This is a genomic window from Nocardiopsis sp. CC223A, from assembly GCF_030766825.1.
Taxonomy (GTDB): Bacteria; Actinomycetota; Actinomycetes; order Streptosporangiales; family Streptosporangiaceae; genus Nocardiopsis.
This window is the reverse complement of record NZ_JASFDV010000057.1, coordinates 1-21,447: the sequence shown is the minus strand read 5'-3', so window position 1 is coordinate 21,447 and position 21,447 is coordinate 1. Positions and strand designations below refer to the sequence as shown.

The 21,447-nt window shown below is 70.2% G+C and carries 18 protein-coding genes and 2 tRNA genes; 11 read left to right on the top strand and 9 right to left on the bottom strand.

Annotation, left to right across the window (positions count from 1 at the left end; translation table 11 throughout):
- Positions 1-13: 13 nt before the first annotated feature.
- A tRNA-Leu gene (locus QJS33_RS21000) sits at positions 14-96 on the bottom strand.
- Positions 97-333: 237 nt separating this feature from the next.
- On the opposite strand from QJS33_RS21000, the gene QJS33_RS20995 reads away from it, so the two are divergent.
- The 8 genes from QJS33_RS20995 to QJS33_RS20960 all read left to right on the top strand — a co-directional run bounded on the left by QJS33_RS20995 (position 334) and on the right by QJS33_RS20960 (position 9,943).
- Positions 334-1,092, top strand: coding sequence for a DUF3662 and FHA domain-containing protein (locus QJS33_RS20995; RefSeq protein WP_220565429.1), 759 nt, complete (start codon positions 334-336; stop codon positions 1,090-1,092).
- Positions 1,093-1,344: 252 nt separating this feature from the next.
- Complete coding sequence (locus QJS33_RS20990; protein WP_306369744.1) at positions 1,345-1,902, top strand: FHA domain-containing protein; 558 nt, start codon at positions 1,345-1,347, stop codon at positions 1,900-1,902.
- On the top strand, positions 1,899-3,293 hold the full coding sequence (locus QJS33_RS20985) for a Stp1/IreP family PP2C-type Ser/Thr phosphatase (protein WP_306369743.1): 1,395 nt from the start codon (positions 1,899-1,901) through the stop codon (positions 3,291-3,293). Before QJS33_RS20990 ends, QJS33_RS20985 begins: the two co-directional genes overlap by 4 nt.
- Before the next feature lie 6 nt (positions 3,294-3,299).
- Positions 3,300-4,709: an FtsW/RodA/SpoVE family cell cycle protein gene (locus QJS33_RS20980; protein ID WP_306369742.1), complete on the top strand. Its 1,410-nt coding sequence runs from the start codon at positions 3,300-3,302 to the stop codon at positions 4,707-4,709.
- Complete coding sequence (locus QJS33_RS20975; protein ID WP_306369741.1) at positions 4,706-6,160, top strand: penicillin-binding protein 2; 1,455 nt, start codon at positions 4,706-4,708, stop codon at positions 6,158-6,160. Before QJS33_RS20980 ends, QJS33_RS20975 begins: the two co-directional genes overlap by 4 nt.
- Positions 6,160-7,632 carry a serine/threonine-protein kinase gene (locus tag QJS33_RS20970; RefSeq protein ID WP_306369740.1) on the top strand — a complete coding sequence of 491 codons (1,473 nt, stop codon included), beginning with the start codon at positions 6,160-6,162 and terminating at the stop codon, positions 7,630-7,632. The genes QJS33_RS20975 and QJS33_RS20970 overlap by 1 nt, the downstream gene beginning before the upstream one ends.
- A 73-nt stretch (positions 7,633-7,705) precedes the next feature.
- Positions 7,706-9,529 carry a Stk1 family PASTA domain-containing Ser/Thr kinase gene (pknB, locus tag QJS33_RS20965; RefSeq protein ID WP_306369739.1) on the top strand — a complete coding sequence of 608 codons (1,824 nt, stop codon included), beginning with the start codon at positions 7,706-7,708 and terminating at the stop codon, positions 9,527-9,529.
- A 159-nt stretch (positions 9,530-9,688) separates the two neighbouring features.
- On the top strand, positions 9,689-9,943 hold the full coding sequence (locus QJS33_RS20960) for a cell division protein CrgA (protein WP_220564078.1): 255 nt from the start codon (positions 9,689-9,691) through the stop codon (positions 9,941-9,943).
- Between the two features lie 135 nt (positions 9,944-10,078).
- Here QJS33_RS20960 and QJS33_RS20955 read toward each other — a convergent pair whose 3' ends face one another.
- On the bottom strand, positions 10,079-10,987 hold the full coding sequence (locus tag QJS33_RS20955; RefSeq protein ID WP_306369738.1) for a rhomboid family intramembrane serine protease: 909 nt from the start codon (positions 10,985-10,987) through the stop codon (positions 10,079-10,081).
- Between the two features lie 91 nt (positions 10,988-11,078).
- Complete coding sequence (locus QJS33_RS20950; RefSeq protein WP_306369737.1) at positions 11,079-11,603, bottom strand: peptidylprolyl isomerase; 525 nt, start codon at positions 11,601-11,603, stop codon at positions 11,079-11,081.
- A 310-nt stretch (positions 11,604-11,913) separates the two neighbouring features.
- On the opposite strand from QJS33_RS20950, the gene QJS33_RS20945 reads away from it, so the two are divergent.
- Positions 11,914-12,510, top strand: coding sequence for a hypothetical protein (locus tag QJS33_RS20945; RefSeq protein ID WP_306369736.1), 597 nt, complete (start codon positions 11,914-11,916; stop codon positions 12,508-12,510).
- 94 nt (positions 12,511-12,604) lie between these two features.
- Here the strand turns inward: QJS33_RS20945 and QJS33_RS20940 are convergent, their stop codons facing one another.
- Together QJS33_RS20940 and QJS33_RS20935 are read right to left on the bottom strand one after the other, a co-directional pair.
- Positions 12,605-13,201: a DUF1707 and DUF4870 domain-containing protein gene (locus tag QJS33_RS20940; protein ID WP_306369735.1), complete on the bottom strand. Its 597-nt coding sequence runs from the start codon at positions 13,199-13,201 to the stop codon at positions 12,605-12,607.
- Positions 13,202-13,519: 318 nt separating this feature from the next.
- Positions 13,520-13,852 (bottom strand): WhiB family transcriptional regulator, encoded by a 333-nt coding sequence (locus tag QJS33_RS20935; RefSeq protein ID WP_306369734.1) that lies wholly within the window; start codon positions 13,850-13,852, stop codon positions 13,520-13,522.
- A 1,333-nt stretch (positions 13,853-15,185) separates the two neighbouring features.
- Here QJS33_RS20935 and QJS33_RS20930 point away from each other — a divergent pair.
- Positions 15,186-15,722 carry a dihydrofolate reductase family protein gene (locus QJS33_RS20930; protein WP_306369733.1) on the top strand — a complete coding sequence of 179 codons (537 nt, stop codon included), beginning with the start codon at positions 15,186-15,188 and terminating at the stop codon, positions 15,720-15,722.
- A 149-nt stretch (positions 15,723-15,871) separates the two neighbouring features.
- On the opposite strand, the gene QJS33_RS20925 is transcribed toward QJS33_RS20930, so the two are convergent.
- The 4 genes from QJS33_RS20925 to QJS33_RS20910 all read right to left on the bottom strand — a co-directional run bounded on the left by QJS33_RS20925 (position 15,872) and on the right by QJS33_RS20910 (position 18,150).
- On the bottom strand, positions 15,872-16,246 hold the full coding sequence (locus tag QJS33_RS20925) for a YciI family protein (RefSeq protein WP_306369732.1): 375 nt from the start codon (positions 16,244-16,246) through the stop codon (positions 15,872-15,874).
- A gap of 597 nt (positions 16,247-16,843) precedes the next feature.
- Positions 16,844-16,916 (bottom strand) — tRNA-Ala (locus QJS33_RS20920).
- A 194-nt stretch (positions 16,917-17,110) separates the two neighbouring features.
- Positions 17,111-17,233, bottom strand: coding sequence for a DLW-39 family protein (locus QJS33_RS20915; RefSeq protein WP_218619584.1), 123 nt, complete (start codon positions 17,231-17,233; stop codon positions 17,111-17,113).
- A gap of 98 nt (positions 17,234-17,331) precedes the next feature.
- Positions 17,332-18,150, bottom strand: a complete 819-nt coding sequence (locus QJS33_RS20910) for a helix-turn-helix transcriptional regulator (RefSeq protein WP_306369731.1) — start codon at positions 18,148-18,150, stop codon at positions 17,332-17,334.
- Between the two features lie 276 nt (positions 18,151-18,426).
- Here QJS33_RS20910 and QJS33_RS20905 point away from each other — a divergent pair, with 276 nt between their 5' ends.
- Positions 18,427-18,735, top strand: a complete 309-nt coding sequence (locus QJS33_RS20905; RefSeq protein WP_220564069.1) for a hypothetical protein — start codon at positions 18,427-18,429, stop codon at positions 18,733-18,735.
- Positions 18,736-21,447 lie beyond the last annotated feature (2,712 nt).

The window sequence follows — 21,447 nt, the reverse complement described above, 5'->3', positions numbered from 1 at the left end:
ACCGGGTATCTTGTGGGCGAGGAGGGATTTGAACCCTCACATCCTTTCGGACACACGGACCTGAACCGTGCGCGTCTACCGTTCCGCCACCCGCCCGAGTGACATGCATTCAGTTATGTTGCCAGGTGATCCGGGCTTTTCGTCCGTTTCCCCCTGGCGACATGGATAAGGCTAGCACGCTCCGAGCGCGGGTCGCACATCGTTTCCCGGGGCCTCCTCCGGAGCCCCGACCGCCCCTCTTGCGGGGGTACGTATGAAACCAGGGGCACCATCGCCCGGTTACGATCGTCTACACATACGGATGTGGAGTACAAAGGGAGGTAGCTCGTGGGAGTGCTCCAACGCTTCGAGCGCAGGCTTGAGGGCATGATCGAAGGTACCTTCGCGATGGCCTTCAAGTCCGAGTTGCAACCGGTCGAGGTGGCGAGTGCGGTCCAGCGGGAGATGGACGAGCGCGCGGCGATCGTCGCCCAGGGCCGGACCCTGGTCCCCAACGACTTCATCGTCGAGCTGGCGGCCAGTGACAAGGAGCGCCTGGAGGTCTACGCGGACAGCCTGGGACAGGAGCTGTCCAAGCTCGCCCGCGACTACGCGACCGAACAGGGTTACTCCTTCGTCGGCCCGGTCCGGGTCCACTTCAGGTCCGACGAGGGCCTCAAGACCGGCCGCTTCCGCATCCGCTCCGGTGTGGTCCGCGGGACGATGGTGAGCAAGGAGGGCGAGGTCCGCACCCCGGTGGGCGACCCGGCGCCCGGCGCGCAGCGCCAGGCCGGCCGCCCCCGCCTGCTGATCTCCCCCGGCGGTGCCACCGCCGAGGGCAGCATCGCCAGCCACGGGATGCAGCAGTCCTTCGAGCTGACCACGCCGGTCACGCTCCTGGGCCGCGGCACCGACTGCGACCTGCGCCTGGTCGACAACGGCGTCTCGCGCCACCACGTGGAGATCCGCCTGGACGGCGACGAGGCCATCCTGGTCGACAAGGGTTCCACCAACGGGACCTTCGTCAACGGCCAGCAGGTACGCCAGGCCCGCCTGGTGGACGGTACGCGGATCAGCCTCGGCCGCACCACCATGACCTTCCGCCGCGACTGACCCGGAGTCCGGCAACAGCCGAGGGTTCCGACCGGCCGGCGCGATCCGGACGCAACCAACACCGTCGCGTCGGCGTCACAAAGGTCAAGTCCGAGGTCGGGTCCATTCGGACCTGCTGTCGGATATCCGGCCGGGAAGGTAGTCTCCGCGAAGACCCGACCGATCGGGCACAATGGCCGCGGCCCGAGGGGCTGTGGACCAGCGACCTCAACTCACCGGAACGAAGGTGGGGAAGACACGGTGGCGGCGCCGATGACCGCCACCCCGGCCGGAGCACGACAGGGGCTGAAGAGCAGTTCGATGTCCAACTTGACCCTCATACTGATCAAGATCGCGTACCTCGCGGTGCTTTGGCTGTTCATCCTCATGGCGATCGGTGTGGTCCGCACCGACCTCTTCGGCCCTTCCAAGCGCAAGCCGAAGAAGAAGCCGCGCCCCGCCGCCCGGCAGGAGACGCGCGGCGGCGCCCCTTCGCACTCCGGAGCCGCACCCGCCCGTGCCCAGCGCCCGCGCCGGAACGAGCCGTCCGTCCTCGCCGTCACCCAGGGACCGCTGACGGGCACCACCGTCCCGCTCGCGTCCCAGCCCATCCTCATCGGCCGCGCACCCGACTCGACGCTCGTCATCACCGATGACTACGCGTCGGGCCGCCACGCGCGCGTCTACTCCGACAACGGCCGCTGGTTCGTCGAGGATCTCAATTCGACCAACGGCACCTACCTCGGCCAACAGAAGCTGAACCGCCCCCAGCCCATCACGGTGGGTCAGCCCATCCGTATCGGCAAGACCGTCCTGGAACTGCGCAAATGACAATCGCTCTCCGATACGCGGCGTACTCCGACGTAGGATGCCTCCGCGAAGGCAACGAAGACTCCGGCTACGCCGGCCAGCACCTGCTCGCAGTGGCGGACGGTATGGGCGGCTACGCCGGCGGCGAGGTCGCCAGTTCCATCGCGATCTCCTCGATCAGTCGCCTCGACGCCGAGGACCACCCCGCCGACCAGATGGCCGAGGCCCTCCAGCAGGCCGTCGAACAGGCCAACGCCTCCCTGTCCCGGAGGATCATGGAGGAGCCCCGGCTGGAGAACATGGGCACCACCCTGACCGCCATGCTGTGGTCGGGTCCCCGGGTCGCCCTCATCCACATCGGCGACTCCCGCGCCTACCTGCTGCGCGGCTCGCGCTTCGAGCAGATCACCCACGACCACACCCTGGTGCAGACCCTCGTCGACGAGGGCAAGATCACCGAGGAGGAGGTCGCGACCCACCCGCAGCGGTCCCTGATCCTGCGCGCCCTCGACGGCAAGAGCCCGGTCGACCCCGACATCTCCATCAGCGAGGCCAAGGTCGGCGACCGCTACCTGCTGTGCTCCGACGGCCTGTCCGGTGTGGTCAGCAAGAAGACCATCCACGAGACCCTGGCCACCGAACCCGACCTGCGTTCGGCCGCCAAGAAGCTCATCGACCTGGCCATCCGCGGCGGTGGCCCGGACAACATCACCGCGGTCATCGCCGACGTGATCGAGACCGACGCCGACCGCGAGGGCCCCACCCGCGCCGCCCAGGTGGTCGGTGCCGCCGACCAGCGCCGGGACATGATGGAGCAGGGGCAGGACAGCCCGGCCAGACGCGCCCAGGAACTGCGCTCCAACGGCGGCGACACCGCCGAGATGGACCCGGTCGTCGACGATCCGGCCTACGCCGGCGCCCCGGCGCCGAACGGCCCCCCGGCGGGGGGCGCCTACGGCGCGCCCTACGAGGAGCAGCCCTACGGCGAGTACGAGGAGCCCCCGGCCCCGCGCCGCCCGCGCGGCGGCCGCAACGAGCCCGAGCAGCAGACCCGCCGCTGGTGGCCGATGATCGTCGGCTTCCTGGTCGTCGTCGGCATCATCGGCGGTGCGGGCTACTACTTCGGGCGCCAGTACGTCGACTCCCAGTACTTCATCGCCCCGTCCGAGTCGGGGCAGAACGTCGCGATCTACCGCGGCATCGACACCGACATCGCCGGGTTCAACCTGTCCGAGCAGGTCGAGGACTCCGGGCTCGCCCTGGAGTCGCTGTCCGAGGCCGAGCAGCGGTCCATCGAGAACAACATCCCGGCCTCCGACCTCCAGGACGCGCAGCAGCGGGTGGAGGCACTCCGCGAGAGCACCGCCCCCGAGGGCGAGCAGGGCACGGAGACCGAGGAAGGAAGCGGGTGAGGCCAGGTGAGTGACACGTCGACGCCCGAGGCCCCCACCGCACTCCCCCCCGTCAAACGGCGCAACGCAGAGCTGGTCCTCATCGTGGTGGCCGTCGTCATCACGATGCTGGGCATCGCGATCGCCGGCCTCAACCTCAGCGGCCGGGTCCCGGCCGCGACCTGGACCGTCGGCCTGACGTTCGGCGCCCTCGCCGTCGCCGCCCACGCGGCGATGCGGTTCGTGGCCCCCTACGCCGACCCGCTCATCCTGCCCTGCGCACTGTTCCTCAACGGCATCGGCGTCGCCATGATCTGGCGGCTCAACGCGGTCGAGAGCGAGAACATCGAGAGCGCCGGCGTGGGCATGCAGCTGGTCTGGACGGCCCTGGGCCTGATCTTCTGCTTCCTCATCATCATCTTCCTGAAGGACCCCCGGATCCTTCAGCGCTACACCTACATCAGCGCCCTGATCGCGCTGGTCCTGCTGGCCCTGCCGGCCCTGCCGGTCATCGGCCACGAGGTGTACGGCGCCCGGCTGTGGATCAAGATCGGCCCGATCACGTTCCAGCCGTCGGAGTTCGCCAAGATCGCGCTGGTCATCTTCCTGGCCTCGTACCTGATGAGCAAGCGCCAGGTGCTCCAGATCGTGGGCAAGCCGCTCAAGGTCGGCCGGTTCACCCTCATCGAACTGCCGCGCGCCCGCGACCTGGCGCCGATCCTGGTCGGCTGGCTGGTCGCCATCGGCATGCTGGTCGTCCTGCGCGACCTGGGCACCTCGCTGCTGCTCTTCGGCACGTTCCTGGCGATGCTGTACGTCGCCACCCAGCGCTCCTCGTGGGTGACCCTGGGCCTGGTGCTGTTCGGGGCCGGCGCGACCGTCGCCTACTTCCTGTTCTGGCACGTCCGCGCCCGTGTGAACATCTGGATCAACGCCTTCGACCAGGAGGTCTACGAGGCGGTCGGCGGCAGCCAGCAGCTCGTGCAGGGCATCGTGGGCATGGCCTACGGCGGCCTGTTCGGCACCGGCCTGGGCGGCGGCAGGCCCACCGACATCTTCGCCGCCGACAGCGACTTCATCCTCGCCTCCATCGGTGAGGAGCTGGGCGTGACCGGCCTGCTGGCCGTGCTCATGGTCCTGTTCCTGCTGGTGGAGCGCGGTATGCGAGTGGCCCTGGCGTCCACCGGAACGTTCAACAAGCTGCTGGCCAGCGGTATGGCGTTCGTGCTGGTGTACCAGACCTTCATCGTGCTCGGCGGGGTCTCCCGGGTCATCCCGTTGACCGGTTCGACCACACCGTTCATGTCCGCCGGCGGCACCGCGCTGCTGACCAGCTGGATCATGATGGGCATCCTGCTGCGCATCAGCGACAACGCGCGACGGCCGGCACCGCAGGCGATCCAGGACGAGGGTGCGACCCAGGTGATCCGACGATGAACACGACGATCCGCAGACTGAGCATCTTCTGCCTGCTCATGTTCCTGGTCCTCATGGCCAACATCACCTGGATCCAGGGCATCCAGGCGCCGACGATCAAGGAGGACCCGCTCAACCGGCGCCAGTACGCCGAACAGGCCAGCGCCCCCCGCGGCCCCATCCTGGTGGGCGGGGAGAACGTCGCCTACTCGGAGAACATCGCCGACGAGGGCGACCCGGCCCGCTACCAGCGGGTCTACGAGGGCGGCGACATGTACACGCCGATCGTGGGCTCCTTCCGCAACTACGGCGCCTCCGGCATCGAGGCCGTCGAGAACGACCTGCTCAACGGCAGCGACGACCGGTTGGCCGTGCGCAACTTCCGCGACATGATCACCGGCCGCGAACCCGAGGGCGCCCAGGTGCAGCTGACGCTGGTGCCCGAGGTGCAGGAGGCCGGGTACACCGCCTTCGAGAACCTGGGCGGCCGCAACGGCGCGGCGGTCGCGCTCGACCCCGATACCGGGGCGATCCTGGGCGCGATCTCCTACCCGTCCTACGACCCCAACACGGTCGTGGACATCAACAACCCGCAGGACTCGACCAACGCGTACGTCGAGCTGGAGAACGACGAGCGCAAGCCGCTGCTCAACCGGGCCCTCAACGAGCGCTACCCCCCGGGTTCGACCTTCAAGGTGGTCACCGCCGCGGCGGCGATCGAGAACCTGGACGCGGGCCCGGACAGCACCCAGGAGGCACCGGACCAGCTCCAGTTCCCGTCCGGTCCGCCGCTGCCCAACGCCATGGGCAGCTGCAACGGGGGCCAGCCCGACACCCTGGCCCACTCCATCCAGATCTCGTGCAACACCTCGTTCGCGAACTGGGCCATGGAACTCGGCGGAGAAGCGCTCAGCGAGCAGGCGACGGCGTTCGGGTTCAACCCCGAGGAACCGATGGCCGTGCCGCTGTCGGTGGTGGACAGCTACGCCCCCGTGGAGTCCGACCAGAGCATCCTCGGCCGCGCCGGCATCGGCCAGTCCAACGTCGAGGCCACCCCGCTCCAGATGGCGATGGTCGCCGCCGGTATCGCCAACGACGGCGACGTCATGCGACCCTACGTGGTGGAGTCGGTACGCGACTCCGACCTGTCGGTGATCACCCAGACCTCCCCGGACACCTACTCCGAGGCGGTCAGCGCCCGCACAGCGGACATGCTCACCGACATGATGGTCCTGGTCACCACGCCGCCCGAGGGCAGCGGCCTCAACGCCGCCATCCCGGGCATCGAGGTGGCCGGCAAGACCGGTACCGCGGAGAACGGCACAGACCGGACCCACAACTGGTTCATCGGGTTCGCCCCGGCGGACGACCCGCAGGTCGCGGTCGCAGTGGTGGTGGAGTTCGGCGGCGGGAGCGGTAACGAACTCGCGGCTCCGGTCGCGCGGGCACTGATGGAGGCAGTGGTTCTGTAGTGGGCACCTACGAACCTTCTTCCCAGAACGGTCCCGGTGGACTCACCGGGACCGTTCTGAGCGACCGTTACCGACTAGAGGAGCAGATCGGCTCCGGTGGCATGGGCACGGTCTGGAAGGCCACCGACACCCTGCTCAACCGGCCCGTCGCGGTCAAACTCCTGCACCCGTCGCAGATGGCCGAGCCCACCGCCAGACAGCGGTTCCGCACCGAGGGGAGGATCACCGCGGGACTCTCCCACCCGGGCATCGCCCAGGTCTTCGACTACGGGGAGGAGGACGGCCGGGCCTACCTCATCATGGAGCTGGTGGTGGGCGAGCCCCTCTCCCAGGTCCTCAAGGAGCGCGGCGGCCTCACCCCCGACGAGACCCTGGACTTCATCGGCCAGGCCGCCCAGGCGCTGGCCGCGGCGCACGCCCGCGGGGTGGTGCACCGCGACATCAAGCCGGGCAACCTGCTGGTCACCGGGGACGGCAGGCTCAAGCTCACCGACTTCGGCATCGCCCGCGGCGACATGTCGGTCACCCTGACCCAGACCGGCATGGTCATGGGGACCGCCCAGTACATCTCCCCCGAGCAGGCGTCGGGGCGGCCGGCCACCGGGTCCTCGGACCTGTACGCGCTCGGTGTGGTCGCCTACGAGTGCCTGGCCGGGGAGCCGCCGTTCACCGGCGACAGCCCGGTCGCGCTGGCCCTGGCGCACACCCGCGACGAGCCGCCGCCGCTGCCCGAGCACGTCCCCGCCGAGCTCGACGACCTGGTGTTCCTGCTGCTGTGCAAGGATCCCGAGGACCGGCCCGCGTCCGCCGGCGAGGTCGCGCACATGGCAGCGATGATCCGCTCCGACGCGGGCACCGGACCGCCCACGCCCTCCGCCGGGTTCGGCGGGGTGGCCGCCACCCGGGTGGCGGCCGCGGTCCCCGACGCCGGGCGCACCACCGGGATCACGCCCCGGCGCACCACCGGACAGCAGACCGTAGCTCCTGGTCAGGAGAACGACTCCGCTAGGCTGGCGTCCCGACGACGGATCGGCCTGCCGGTGATCCTCGCCGTGGTCGGCGCGGCGGTGCTCATCGCCGCCGCCGTCCTGGGGGGTTTCTTCCTGAGCGGTGACGGCACCGACGGCGCGGACAACGTGCGCAACGAGGACACGCCCGTCGTCATCGACGAGCCGTCCTCCAGCCCCTCCCCCGAACCCGAGGAGGACGAGTACACCGACGTACCCGCCGTCCCCGACTACACACCCGACTACACACCGACGACCCCAGAGGAGACTCCCAGCCATCCCCCGGAGCCCTCCGAAGGGGAGACCGACCCCGGCACGACCGACCCGGGCGAAGGAGGCGAGGAGCCGACCGACGGTGAGACCGACCCCGGTACCACCGATCCGGACCCCGATCCCGGCGATGAAGGCGGCGAAGGCGGGGAAGGCGGCGGCGAGCCGCCTCAGGGTGGCGAACCGATCACGTGACGAGGCCATGAGCGGCAGACGCTCCGAGTAAGAAGGTCCGCACGCGGGCCCAGAACAAGGATCAGTACACGACATGTCCCAACCCCGGCTCTTCGGCGGGCGCTACGAACTCGACGGCATCGTCGGGCGCGGCGGCATGGCCGAGGTCTACCGCGCGCGAGACCTGAGACTCGACCGGCTGGTCGCCGTCAAGACGCTCAGGCACGACCTGGCCCGCGACCACGTGTTCCAGGCCCGCTTCCGTCGGGAGGCCCAGTCGGCGGCCTCCCTCAACCACCCCGCGATCATCGCCGTCTACGACACCGGCGAGGACATGATCGACGGGCTCTCGATCCCGTACATCGTCATGGAGTACGTGGACGGCCGGACGCTCAAGGAACTCCTCGACGACGACCGCAGGCTCCTGCCGGAGCGCTCCGCGGAACTCGTCGACGGCATCCTGCGGGCGCTGGAGTACAGCCACGACAACGGGATCGTCCACCGGGACATCAAACCCGCGAACGTGATGCTGACCCGCAGCGCCGAGGTCAAGGTCATGGACTTCGGCATCGCCCGGTCCATGGACGACAACCAGGCGACCATGACCCAGACCTCGCAGGTCATCGGCACCGCCCAGTACCTCTCCCCGGAGCAGGCGCGCGGCGAGCGGGTGGACCCGCGCAGCGACCTCTACTCGACCGGGTGCGTGCTCTACGAGCTGCTGACCGGCCGTCCGCCGTTCACCGGCGACTCACCGGTGTCCATCGCCTACCAGCACGTCCGCGAGGAGCCGGTGCCGCCGTCCCAGGTGGACCCGCAGGTGCCGGAGTGGCTGGAGGACATCACCCTGCGGGCGATGGCCAAGGACCGCGACCAGCGGTACCAGAGCGCCGCGGAGATGCGGGCCGACATCCAGCGCGGGCTGGCCGGAATGCCCACCCAGGCGGGCAACATGGCGATGGCCGCCGCCGGGGCGACCACGATGCTGCCGCCGGCGAACGACCGGTACGGGGACCACTACGACGACGGTTACGACGACGACTACGACGACTACCGGGACGAGAAGCCGAACAACACGGGCAGGATCGTGTTGTGGTCGCTGCTCGGCCTCGGTGTCGTCGCCTCGATCTTCCTGGTGTTCTTCCTGATGACCCGGGAAGGGCCAGGGGCGGATGAGCCCGAGACGACGGCGGTCCCGGACGTGGTCGGGTCGTCGGCCGAGGACGCCCAGGCCGAACTGGAGGAGGCCGGGTTCACCGAGGTCAGGGTCGAGCAGCGCGCCGACCCCGAGGCCGAGGAGGGGTCGGTCGTGGAGACCGACCCGCCCGCGGGCGAGGAGATCGCGTTGGACGACGCGATCGTCCTGTACGTCTCCAGCGGCCCCGACGCCCAGGCGATCCCGCCGGTGGACGGGCAGAGCCAGACCGACGCGCAGAACACGCTCGCCGAGGCCGGGTTCACCAACGTCACCGTCGAGGAGCAGAACCACGACACCATCGCGGACGGGACGGCGATCAACACCGACCCGCCCGCGGGCAGCGAGGTCGCCGCGGACGCCGAGATCCGGCTCTTCGTCTCCAGCGGCCCGGGCGACGCACAGGTCCCCGACCTGGTGGGGATGACCCGCGAGCAGGCCGAGGCCGCCCTTCAGGAACGCGGCCTGACGGCGTCCTTCCACGAGGTGGAGGACCCCAACAACCCGCCCGGCACGGTCGTCAGCCAGTCGATCGCGGCCGATCAGGAGGTGGCGCCGGGCACCACGGTCACCGTGACGGTGGCGATCGCCCCGACCCAGCCGAACCAGCCCACGGACCCGGACTCCCCGGAGCCGCCGGGCGACGGGGATGAGACGCCCCCGGACGGCGAGGGCCCGCCGGAGGGCGACGGGTTCATATTCGAGCCCACGCTGCGGGACTAGACCGGACCGGAACCGGACATAGGCGGGGCCGCCCCAGGGGGCGGCCCCGTCGCCGTTCGCGGCCCTCCCGTAGCCGCCCCTGGGGTGACGGCGGGGTACGGGCTGGGCATAGACTGTGTTTCCGTTATGACCGGCCCCACCCGTACTGGAGCAGCGACCGTGCCCAAGTCCCGCAACGATCGCAAGAAGAAGGTCGTCTACACGCCGCCTCCTTCGAAGGAGAAGCCCAAGGTCAGCCCGCGCTGGCTGGTCCCGACCATGCTGGGCTTCTTCATCCTGGGCATCCTGTGGATCGCGGTCTTCTACATCGCGGGGCAGTACGTGCCCTACATGCAGGACCTCGGCAACTGGAACCTGGCCGTCGGCTTCTCCGGCATCATCGTGGCCATCATCCTGGCCACCCGCTGGCACTGATCCTCCCCCGGTGATCGCGGGTCGCCCCACTCGGTGGGCGGCTCTCCGTGTGCTGCCCGCGGCCGGGTCGGGCCGACCGCGGATGTGAGAAGGCCCCCGGAGCGGTGCTCCGGGGGCCTTCGGCGTACGGCGGGCTCAGCCGACGTACAGCGCCGTCAGGAACGCCGGGGACACGAAGACCAGCCCCGTCAGCACCACCGCCAGCAGGACCAGCGCCCCGGTGTGGACGAGGTTCCTGGTGCGCGGGGCGGCCGACCTGCCGGGCAGGTGGGCGAAGACCGCCCCCAGCAGCAGGCCGACGGCCAGACCGCCCATGTGGGCGGTCCAGGAGATGCTCGGGAACACGAACGTGATGACCAGGTTGATGCCGATCAGCAACGCCACCATCCGGACGTCCAGTCCGAGCCTGCGGCCGATCACGAGCACCGCGCCGAACAGCGCGAAGATCGCCCCCGAGGCGCCGATGGACAGCGTGTCCGGGGCCGCCAGGAGGGTCAGCACCGAGCCGCCCAGCGCCCCCAGGACCCACAGCGCCAGGAAGCGTCCGTGACCCAGCCACTGCTCCAGCTGCGGCCCCAGGGCGTACATGGCCCACCCGTTGAACAGGATGTGCCACAGCCCCGCGTGCAGGAACGCCGCGGTGACGAGCCGGTACCACTCCCCGCGGAAGGCCACCCCGCCTCCCCACATGCCCAGCCGGTCCACCAGCGGTGAACCGGCGGTGTTGAGCGGTGAGCCCGCGGTGAGCATCTGGGCGACGTAGCCGACCCCCATCAGCCCCAGGATCGTCCAGGTGACGTACGGGGCCGAGACGACCCCGCCACCGAAGACGGTGCGGGCCTTGGGCACCCTGCGGTTGCCCTCCGCAACGCACTCGGGACAGTGCTGCCCCACCGACGCCGCCGTCATGCAGTCCGGGCAGATGGGCCGCTCGCACCGGGTGCACGACAGCCCCGTCACCCGGTCGGGGTGCCGGTAGCAGGTGCGCCGGACGGGCCGCCGCGGTTCCGGATCGGCTCCGGACGGCGGGGGAGAGGCGGTCATGGTCTGGGTCTACCTCCTGTGCGCTGCCGTGTTCCCATGGGTGCTCCCGTATCCCGTGGTCACGCCCCGGCGAGGGGCGCTCTCCCGGCCGCTATCGGGTGATCTCCACGCTGTTGATCACAACGTCCTCGCGGGGACGGTCCTGGGCGTCGGTGGCCACCTGGGCGATGGACTGGACGATGTCCTGGCCCTCGGTGACCTCACCGAAGATGGTGTGGCGGCCGTCGAGCCAGTAGGGCTTCTCCACGGTGATGAAGAACTGGGAGCCGTTGGTGCCCGGACCCGCGTTGGCCATGGCCAGCAGGAAGGGGCGGTCGAAGCGCAGGCTCGGGTGGATCTCGTCCTTGAACGTGTATCCGGGGCCGCCGCGGCCGCTGCCCAGCGGGTCGCCGCCCTGGATCATGAAGCCCTCGATGACGCGGTGGAAGATCGTGCCCTCGTAGAGGCTGCCGTTGCCGGGCTTGCCGGTGGCGGGGTCCATCCACTGCTTGGAGCCGTCGGCCAGGCCGATGAAGTTGGCGACCGTCTCGGGCGCCTCCTCCTCGAAGAGCCGGATGACGATGGTTCCCTTGGAGGTGTTCAGCCGGGCGGTCGGCTGGGCCTTGGAGTCCGACACCTGAGTGCCTTTCGGTCGACTTCGTTGACGAGATCACGTTACCCGTCCGACACACGGGGTTCGGCGGAACCCGGCGAGACCGGGGAGAACGTCCTCCACGTCACGGTACGCCCGGTTCGCCCCCCGTCGCGGACCTACCCCGTCGGCGGTGTCGAAACGCCGATCGCCGACGGAGAGGACGTATGTTGAGATAACACCCGGATAACGGGGAAGGACGACGGGAAGGCCCGGGCGCGAGCCGTCGGCACCGCCGTCGGCCGCACCGGGTGCGACCGCATGAAATCGGTGAACGACCGAAGGAGCTGACGACGTGCCTATCACTGCCAAGCGTCGCAAGGCACGCAAGGAGGCCGAGGTGGCCATCACCCGGCTGCAGGACCTGGCCAAGGAACAGGCCGACCGGCTCGGCCCGTACGCGGACCAGGCCCGCGAACAGGCGGCCCGGACGCTCCTCCAGGCCCGTGGCTGGACCGCGCCCCGACTGGAGACCGCGGCCAACCGGGTCGAGGACACCGTGGCCCCGCGCGTGGCCGGGCTGCTCACGGCGGCGGCCCAGCGGGTCGACCCCAAGCCCGCCCGGCGCGGACTGCGCGGACTGCGCAACGGAGGTCGCCGCATCCCCCGTGCCGTCCTGATCGGAGGCGCCGCCCTGGTGGGCGGTGTGATCGTGTACTCGCTGGTCCGTATGCGCCAGGCGTCGCAGGACGCCGAGTGGCAGGAGCACCTGGACCAGGCCCGCGAGCAGGTCAGGGAGACCCGGGAGGACCTGGAGGACAAGGCCGGAAAGGTCGCGGAGAAGGCCGGCGAGAAGGCCGGTGCCGCCGCCGAGAAGGCGAAGGACGCCAAGGAGGCGGTCAAGGCCGCCGCGAGCGACCGCTCTAAGGACAACGGTCGCCCCGGAAGGTAGCCGACCGGTGGGTGCCGGGCCGGGACGAGGTGGTCCCGCCCGCACTCCCGTCCTTCGTCGCACGTGCCTTCCCCGACCCTGCCCGGTGCGGCTCCTAGTCGTCCTTGACGAGGCGGAACCGGCCGGGCATCGGGTAGCGCCAGTCCTTGCCCACGAGGGCGGCGACGGTGCCGATGGCCGGGAGGACGGCCCAGCCCACCACGATGGCGATCAGGAAGAACGCCGGGATCACCAGCCAGATGGCCACCAGGCTCAGAATGGAGCCGATGATGCAGGCCAGCTGGAAGTTGAGCGACTCCAGCGCCTGGCGGCGAACGTAGGGCGAGATGTTCGCGGCGCCCAGGAACAGGACCAGCGGGGCGATGACCGGGAAGAAGTAGTTGCCCGCGTGGGCGACCCCGGCGACCACTCGCTCCACCGCCGTGCTCTCGGGGGCCCCGCCCCCGGTGCCGGTGGCGGCCGGCTTGGCCGACGTGGCCGGGCGCCCCTGAGGGGTGAGCCCCAGGTCCAGGGTGAGGGGTTCCAGGTCGGCACCGAATTTGGCGCGCATCGCCTGGTCGAGGCGCTCCTCGAATTCGTCTTCGTCGAGCTGGCCCTTGCCGTAGGCCTCCCGAAGGATTTCGGTCACGGCGTCTCTGTCGGCGTGGGTCAGCCGGATCTGAGGCTGTGGGCGCTCCCAGGGGCGCCTCACAGGGTGCTGAGGTTCCTGCACGACCACTTTCCCTCTCCCCCGCGCTGGGAGTGCGACCGCAACGGCCGCACTCCCTCCATGATGCGCGACGGAAAGGCGTTTCGGTATCGGGATCGTCCCTGATGCTCCCCTGATCCGCCGGTCCTCCCGATGGCGGACCTTCGTGGGTGCGGGCCTCGACCTTCGTAGGGGGTGGGCACCGTCCCTCCGCACGACCACAGGTCGTGCCCGGTCCCCGCCGGGGCTCTCCCCTCCCCGGCCCCGCGCCGCACCCGGCGCGTTCGGTGCGGGCCGCGTCCTCCCCGCGGCCCCGTGATCCTAGTGGTGCGCGGTGACGGGGGCCGTCTCCTCGCGGGGGGCCTCCTGGCGGCCCCGGTTCTCCTCGTAGCGGCGCTCAGCGCTGGTCAGCAGGTCGTACCAGCTGGTGACGTCCTTGCGCCGACGCAGCAGGGCCCGCCGTTCGCGTTCGGTCATGCCTCCCCAGACACCGAACTCGATACGGCTGTCCAGCGCCTCGGCGAGGCACTGGGTACGGACCGGGCAACCCCGGCAGATCAGCTTGGCGCGGTTCTGGGCCGCTCCCTGCACGAACAGGGCGTCCGGGTCGATCTCCCGGCATTTGGCGCGGGCCGCCATCTTCTCATTCCACATGTTGCCCCACTCCCAAGATCAGCATGTGTGGTGATCGGAAACCCGCCGGCCGACAGCACCGGCGGGGGAGGAGGACACGGGCCGAATCCGAGGACGGGAACGTATCCGGGCGGGGGGCCGCCCGGGCCGACTTCGGGGGTCGATCGTTTCGGCGCGCTGTCTTCCTCGTTGTCGCTGGTGTCGAAACTACGGATCGTCTCAGTTCACCAACAGACCCCAACTGGCCTATTTCTCATATGGCCCAGTAGGACCATTGCACCTAGATGGAGTGTCATCATACACACACGGAGAGTTACACCACATCAGAGAAGGGGACTACTGTGACCCTAGCGAAACACTCCACCCACAACATTCCACGACAAGCCGGATGACCTGCGGTTTCACTCCGACCGACGAGCGTTCGCCCCGGGCCGGACAGACCTCGCCGAAGCGGACCACTCACCCCTGGTATCCCCCGAACGGACTATACGAACGCCATGGCACACACACTCCGCAACCCCGCAGGTCACCCATTTCGAGCGGGGTCGACGGACACCACATCCCTACCGACCAGTAACAGAAAAGATTCCTTGCGGCGCGCACGCAAAACCCCCATTCGCCCCTGACGCGGACTCTCAACACGCACTTTTCTCGCCTATCCGCCAAACACTCCAATGCCGATTAATTCGGATAAGGCGGGCTTGAGTGAACACGCGCCACCCCGACCCCACCTCCGCCCGGCCGGCCGCCCGCGGCTCTCCGACCAGGGCGTCCAGGGCCCTCAGGGTGCCGTTCGGCGCCCCGAACGGCGTCGTGCGGTCGTCGCCGCGCGCGTCCGCGCCGGTGGGCCCGCCCGGTCACCGGCCGACCGGGCGGGCCGTGTGCGTCCGCACCGAACCGGTGGGCCGTACCCCGGCGCCGGGCCCACCGGGGCCGCCCCGTTCGGCCATGGAACCCGCGCAGCCGTGGATGGTGTCCCACCGAGTGGTGTGACTTTTCCGGCCCTGTTCCCACGGATGCGCGTCAGCGTTACCGGGCGGATCGGTGCACCGCCGCCTCCGGCGGCTTCTTCATCCCGGCCGGCGGGCCGCCGGTACGCGCTGGCCGCCCGGCTTCGGCCGACCATCGCGATGACCCGCAAGGACGCACCCGAGCCAAAATCACACCACTCCCGTGGACGTGGCCCAGCCGCGGTCCGGGAAGGCGCTGCCCCGGGCATCGGCCGACGCAGGAGGGCGCGCCACGCAGAGCCCTTGTCACGGGTGCTCCGAGCCGGGACACTCGCCCTGACGGGCGGGCGTTCACACCGCGCCCCGCGCCCCGGCGCGCACATGAACAGAAGGGGTTCCGGCCGATGCGAGACGTGGTGCTCTACCAACTGCTGTCGCTCGACGGGGTGGCCGAGGAGCCGGGCGACTGGTTCTCCGACCCCGGGCGGGAGGTCTTCGACAATCTCGGCCGGGTCATCGCCCGGCAGGACACGGTGCTGCTGGGCCGCGGCACACACGACTACTGGGTCGACTACTGGCCGACATCGGACGTCGAACCGTTCGCGACGTTCGTGAACCGGACGGACAAGGTCGTGTTCGGTTCGGGCGTCCCCGAGCGGCGGTGGGAGCGATCGACCTTCGTGTCCGCTCCGGCCGCCGACCATGTCGCCCGGCTCAAGCAGGAGGAGGGCGGCGACATCGGCATCCACGGGAGCATTCGACTCGCCCGGTCACTCTGGCGGGCAGGGCTGGTCGACGTCCTCGAACTGGTCGTCGCACCGACCGTCGCCGGCCGCGGCCGGCGGCTGTTCGAGGACGGCTCGCCCTCCGAACGCCTGGCACTGGCCGACGTCTCCAGATCGGCCGCGGGAACACTGTTCCTGACCTATCGGCGCGCCTAGCGGATCCGCCGAACAGGCGGCTCGAAGACCCGCCCACGGCAACGGCCCGGGACGGTCTCCGACCGCCGGCGGGCGCACCGCCCCCGACGCCACAGCGGCTCGCCCGGGCCGCGCAGGCCGCGCAGGGCCGTCCGCGCGTTGCCCCGGGTCTACTCGGGGACCTCCTGGAAGGCGCGGACCTCGACGCGCGCCCGCAGGGCGGAGGCGCACCGCTCGGCCCAGCCCAGCGCGGCCTCCTCGTCCGGAGCGTCGATGATCCAGAACCCGCCCACGTACTCGGCGGCGTCGACGAACGGGCCGGGCGTGCGCCTGATCTCCGGACCGGTCGCGTCGACGGTGATCGCGGTCGAGGGCGGGTGCAGGCCTCCGGCGCACACGAGGACGCCCGCCTCCCGGAGCTCGGTGTTGACGGCGTCGGCGGCGGCCAGCACGGCCTCCAGCTCGGCGGGGTCCATCTCCTTCATCGACTCCATCGTCGGCTCGTCGGCGGTGTCGTGCGGCATGGTGAGGAAGTACTGCGGCATGATCGGCTCTCTTTCCGTCGGCCCGCCGACCGGATCGGGATCCGGCGGCGGACCCGCCGGTCCGGCCTCCTGTCGGTATCACCCTCCACCGAGAGGCACGGCGCCGGCCAGACTTCCGATGAGGATCGAAAATTCCGTGCTCGGAGGCTCGCGGAACGACCCGTGGGAGCCCCCGCGGCCGGCGGGCCGCTCCGCGGGCGCGGCCGCCCCCGGCTTCGGGCCCGGGTCACGTCCCCGGGTGTGGTGTGATTTTCGTGCGGGTGCGTCCTTGCGGGTCATCGCGATGGTCGGCCGAAGCCGGGCGGGCCACCGCGTACCGGCGGCCCGCCGGCCGGGATGAAGAAGCCGCCGGAGGCGGCGGTGCACCGATCCGCCCGGTACCGCTGACGCGCATCCGTGGGAACGGGGCCGGAAAAGTCACACCACTCGGTGGGACACCATCCGGGCCCGCGCACGTTCGAGCCCCCGCCGGGGGGCATCGGGCCAAAAGCCCGATCCGCCCCCGGGGAAGAGCGGGCCCTGTCCCGGAAAACGGTCCCGGCCCCGGGGAACACGAAACGGGGACCCCCCGCAGGGAGTCCCCGTCACGTTCAAGAGTGGAGCCAAGGGGAGTCGAACCCCTGACCTCCGGTATGCAAAACCGGCGCTCTGCCAGCTGAGCTATGGCCCCTCGCACCCCGGCACCAGGCCCGGTCGCTACGCAGAGCATACCCTCACCAGGGCGTAGCCCCGTTCACGACCGCGGGGCCGTGGAGTCAGGGATCGAACGCCACAAAGCCGTGGGCCGCACCACGGGAACGTCGGCCCACCCACGTCTTCGTGTCGCGCACTGGCGTCGGACGGCGCGCGCCGCGCCGAACGGGCTCAGTTCTCGCCGGCCGCCGTGGCCTCGGTCCACAGGTCGAGCTCGGCGCGGTCCGCCTGGATCTTGCGGTAGATGGCGAAAGCCCCGAGGGCCACCAGCGCCAGAACGATGATCTTCTTCACTGTCTGGACCCTTTCGTTGATCCGGTTCGTCAGGAAGCCCCCGCAGGGGACTCCGTAGAGAACTTTATGAGGTTGTCACCTAGCAGACTAGCAAGCCGTCAGGTGAGGAGCGCCATCCGCCGCAGGATCCCGGCCGTTGCCTTGGGGGACAGGGCGATCCGGGTCAGTTCCGCCCAGACCTTCTTGCAGGTGGCGACCGCTTCGTCCGCTTCCACGATCGTTCCTCCCTGGGTGGCGTCGACGTACGCGAGGTCCGCCTCGTCCTCGTCGAACTCCAGCACGGAGAAAGGGCCGGCGATCCCCGGGTGCGGCCCCGCCGAGGTCGGCAGCAGCTGCACGGTGACCCGCTCGGAGGCCGCCTCGATGATCCGGGTGGTCTGCGCCCGCAGCAGCCCGCGGTCGCCCGAGATCCGCTGGAGGGCGTCCTCCTCCACGATCGCGTGGTAGCGGACCTGCTCCAGGACCTCCTGGCGCTTGAGGTAGGCGGCGACCATCCGCTCCACCGCCGTGTCCTCGTACCCGAGGGCACGGCCCACCAGAGCCGTGTAGTCCGGGGTCTGCAACAGGTCCGGCACGAGGATCCCGCCGTACACCCGCAACGTGACCGCCCCGGCCTCGTTGCCGACGTAGGCGGAGGAGAGGACGTCCTCGTACTCGGTCCACCAGGGCCGCATCCGCGACTCGCGCACCAGCGTGAGGATCGCCTCCCGCTGCCCGCCGGTGACCCCGTACAACCGCAGCAGCGCCGAGATCTCCATGACCGACGGCCACTTGCGGATTCCCGTTTCGATATGGCCCAACTTCGCCGGCGACCATTCCAGTTCGTCGGCGACATCACTGAGGGTCAGGCCCGCTTGAACACGACGGCGGCGGAGCTCGGCGGACAACCGCCGACGACGGACCGTGGGACTGGTCATGGCACCGTTCCAATGACGGAGAGTGTCGAAGGTATGTGATCAGCGAAACACGGCATCTAGCATCTAGCAATGAGTTTCTAGAAAAGAGCGGCTGATTCGATGCATTAAGAGGGAAAGTCGCTCACCACCAACAGTGACGAGAGCCTCGAACGGGGGAACAAGCAGAACAAGGGGAACAACAGTCCCATCGACACCACGGGCCACAACTGCGGAAAGCGCGTACGATGCAGAAGATGCCCGCCACGGCGGGCTCGCCCGCACACGTAGAGGAAACCCATGAGCCACCCCATCGACGACGTCGAGCAGTTGATCGCGAACGCCGAAGCGGACATGCCGCCGAGCACCCGCTCCCGCCTCATCGCGAAACTCCGGATGGGGAAGCACATCGACGAGGCGGCCGCCGAGCTGGACATCAGCCCCAAGCAGGTGTTCTCCACCGCGCGGATCCTCCAGCCGTTCGGGGAGCAGCTCGACTCCACCCTCACCGCCCAGCGCGACCCGTCCCTTCCCCACGGCACCGTCACGGGGTACAACAAGCGCTGCCGCTGCCCGGAATGCAGGAGCGCCCTCCAGCGGCGTATCTGAGTCCGGGTCGACCTGGAACGATGCGGAGTTAACCCAGACTTCTCACACCAATTCACGTACCGCAGGCTTATCGGTGGCCAGTTTGGGGACACCGCAAGCATGAACGAGCACGTGGACTGGTCCGCCATGAGCGACGAGGACTTCGCTGTGCTGCTCCGGCAGCTCATCGAGACCCCCGAAGCCGACGAGGACTGACCCCCGCACAACAGCCGCACACCCTTCACGCCCCACGCGGGTCCCTCGACCGCCACCCGCCTCGTCGGAGTGCCCACGGTTCCAGAGGGACGACCCGTCCCACGGGCTGCCCGGAGGTGGAACGGGAACCTCCCTGGTGCCCGGGCGTACCCGGGCGTGGCCGAGCACGGCCAGGCCCTGGAGGAGCCGTCGAGGGGGAGGGGCATGTTCTCGTGCGGTAAGGGCCCGGATTCTTCCCGGATCCCTTTAACACGGTGTGCGGTGCGTGGTGCGTGGTGCGTGGTGCGGGTGAGCCTGTCTCGGGTCCCGGTCCTCCTGGCGGGCGAACCGCTTCATCCGGCCCCGGGAGGTTGAACCGGGCGTGCTCTCGGCTCCGATCCGGGGAGAGTGAAGGCCCGCGCACCCTTCCCACCCGGCCCTGGATACCTCTCGACCGCGGTCATGGCCGGAGGGTGTTCCGTGGCCTTGGGCGCGGGGGGTGGGGGCGTGGTGGTCGTGTTGCGCGGTCCGGGCCGAGCCGGGTCGGGCTGCTTGTGTGTCCGCCCGTGTCCTTTCAACGCTGTGGGGGGTGGCGGGTGTGTCTGTTCGGGGGCCCGGCCACGGTCGGCGGGAGGATCATCTCCTTCGACTCCGAGGGGCCGGGGTGGGCATCGCCTCCGTCCCGGACACAGAGGGGTGCAGGCCGCGGTGATCCTCCCGGCCCGGCGCCAGGGGGTTACCCCCACCGGAGTCCCCGGCCCCAGCCGGAATGCGTCGCGTCTCCTTCGCCCCCGGGGGTTGTTCACCCGACCGGAAAGCTCAGCCCCGGGCCGGAGGGCGTCGCGCCGCCCCCTCCCCCGGGGGGTTGTCCACCCGCCCGGGAACCCCGGCCCCAGCCGGGAAGAGAACCGTGGCCCCGGCCCCAGGGGGTTGTACCCGACCGGAAACCTCAGCCCCTGCCGGAGGGCGTCGCGCCACCCCCGCCCCGGGGGTTTCCCACCCGACCGGGAACCCCGGCCCCAGCCGGAAGGCGAACCGGAGCCTGCACCCCAGGGGGTTGTTCACCCGACCGGAATGCTCAGCCATAGCCGTGTCACGCCAGTGGGGTGCCCGGCCCCAGGGGGGGTTCGCGACAGAGGTGAAGGTTTCCAAAAGCCCGGCCGCTTGGAAACGGACGGGGCGCTCCGGGTGGGCCCGGCCCCGGCCGCAGTCGGCGCCCGGCAGAGTGTGGAGAGCATCGTTGGGCGCCCGTCCCGGGTGGTGGGGGTGTGACTGCCGGAGCCGGGTGCACGTGGAGCGTGCACACCCGCACCGCTCGGGGCGGGAGGCAATGGTCCGCCTGCAAACGGCGGGATGCTCCACGCTCGCTTGAAAGCCCGACCACAGGTGGGGTGACCCCGATGGTGCCCGCCCTCCGCCACCACAGGGGGGTTGAGGGAGGCGTTCCCGCGACCTGTACCCCAGGGGGGTGGACCGGAGTGTTCCCGCGGCCTGCGCCCCGGGCCGGAGGAAGGACCGCACACCCCGGCCGGCCGGGGTGAAGGCAGGACACATCTGCGGTCCCGACCCCAGAAGGGGTGGATCCGGGCGTGCTCGCCCCCCGCCGCAGAAGGGGGTCGGGGGAAGAGAGGAAGAACCGTCGGCCTCCACCACCCCGAAAGGGATGCGACCCGCACCCGGTTCCCGGACCCTGGCCGCCCGGGGGCGTCCGGAACAAAGGGGGATCACGGCCTTCGCCACCGGCACCTCAGTGAGCGGGACCGCGCCGGTTCACCCTTGTGGAGCCCGGTCGCGAGCACGCCCGGGTCCACACCCCCCCTGCGTGGGGGTCGCGGTTCTTCTTCCGGTCCGGGGCCGGGGTCGCGGGAACACTCCGGTCCACCCCCCTCGGGAGCCCGGTCGCGGGAACACCTCCCTTCACCCCCCCTGTGGTGGCGGAGGGCGGGCACCGCTGGGTTACAGCATCTGTGGTCGGGCTTTCAAACGAGCGTGGAGCATCCCGCCGTTTGCAGGCGGACCATTGCCTCCCGCCCCGAGCGGCGCGGGTGTGCACGCTCCACGTGCACCCGGCTCCGGCGATCACACCCCCACCACCCGGGACGTACGCCCAACGCACCGGTCTGCAAAGCTGCCGGGCGCCGACCGCGGCCGGGGCCGGGCCCACGCGTAGCGCCCCGTCCGTTTCCAAGCGGCTGAGCTTTTGGAAACCTTCACCTCTGTCGCGAAGACCCCCTGGGGCCGGGCACCCCACTGACCTGACACGGCTACGGCCAGGGTTCCCGGTCGGGCGGACAACCCCCTGGCGCGAAGGACTCCGGTTCTCCTCCCGGCTGTGGCCGGGCTTCCCGGGCGGGCGGACAACCCCCCAGGGGCCAGGGCCCCGATTCACCTCCCGGGCCGGGGCCGGGCACCCCGGACAAACAAGAAACCCCACAACACACAAAAAAAAAGGGGGGCCGCCCCCAGGACAACCCCCCAACACACAACACCCACAAAACAGGGAAAGCCCCCTCTGCAACAGAGGGGGCTCTCGACCCG

Bases quoted from the DNA above. Each gene is read 5' to 3' on its own strand.
- QJS33_RS20990 (WP_306369744.1), top strand. From the start codon at position 1,345: ATGACCGCCACCCCGGCCGGAGCACGACAGGGGCTGAAGAGCAGTTCG.
- QJS33_RS20985 (WP_306369743.1), top strand. From the start codon at position 1,899: ATGACAATCGCTCTCCGATACGCGGCGTACTCCGACGTAGGATGCCTC.
- QJS33_RS20975 (WP_306369741.1), top strand. From the start codon at position 4,706: ATGAACACGACGATCCGCAGACTGAGCATCTTCTGCCTGCTCATGTTC.
- pknB (WP_306369739.1), top strand. From the start codon at position 7,706: ATGTCCCAACCCCGGCTCTTCGGCGGGCGCTACGAACTCGACGGCATC.
- QJS33_RS20955 (WP_306369738.1), bottom strand. From the start codon at position 10,987: ATGACCGCCTCTCCCCCGCCGTCCGGAGCCGATCCGGAACCGCGGCGG.
- QJS33_RS20935 (WP_306369734.1), bottom strand. From the start codon at position 13,852: ATGTGGAATGAGAAGATGGCGGCCCGCGCCAAATGCCGGGAGATCGAC.
- QJS33_RS20930 (WP_306369733.1), top strand. From the start codon at position 15,186: ATGCGAGACGTGGTGCTCTACCAACTGCTGTCGCTCGACGGGGTGGCC.
- QJS33_RS20925 (WP_306369732.1), bottom strand. From the start codon at position 16,246: ATGCCGCAGTACTTCCTCACCATGCCGCACGACACCGCCGACGAGCCG.
- QJS33_RS20910 (WP_306369731.1), bottom strand. From the start codon at position 18,150: ATGACCAGTCCCACGGTCCGTCGTCGGCGGTTGTCCGCCGAGCTCCGC.
- QJS33_RS20905 (WP_220564069.1), top strand. From the start codon at position 18,427: ATGAGCCACCCCATCGACGACGTCGAGCAGTTGATCGCGAACGCCGAA.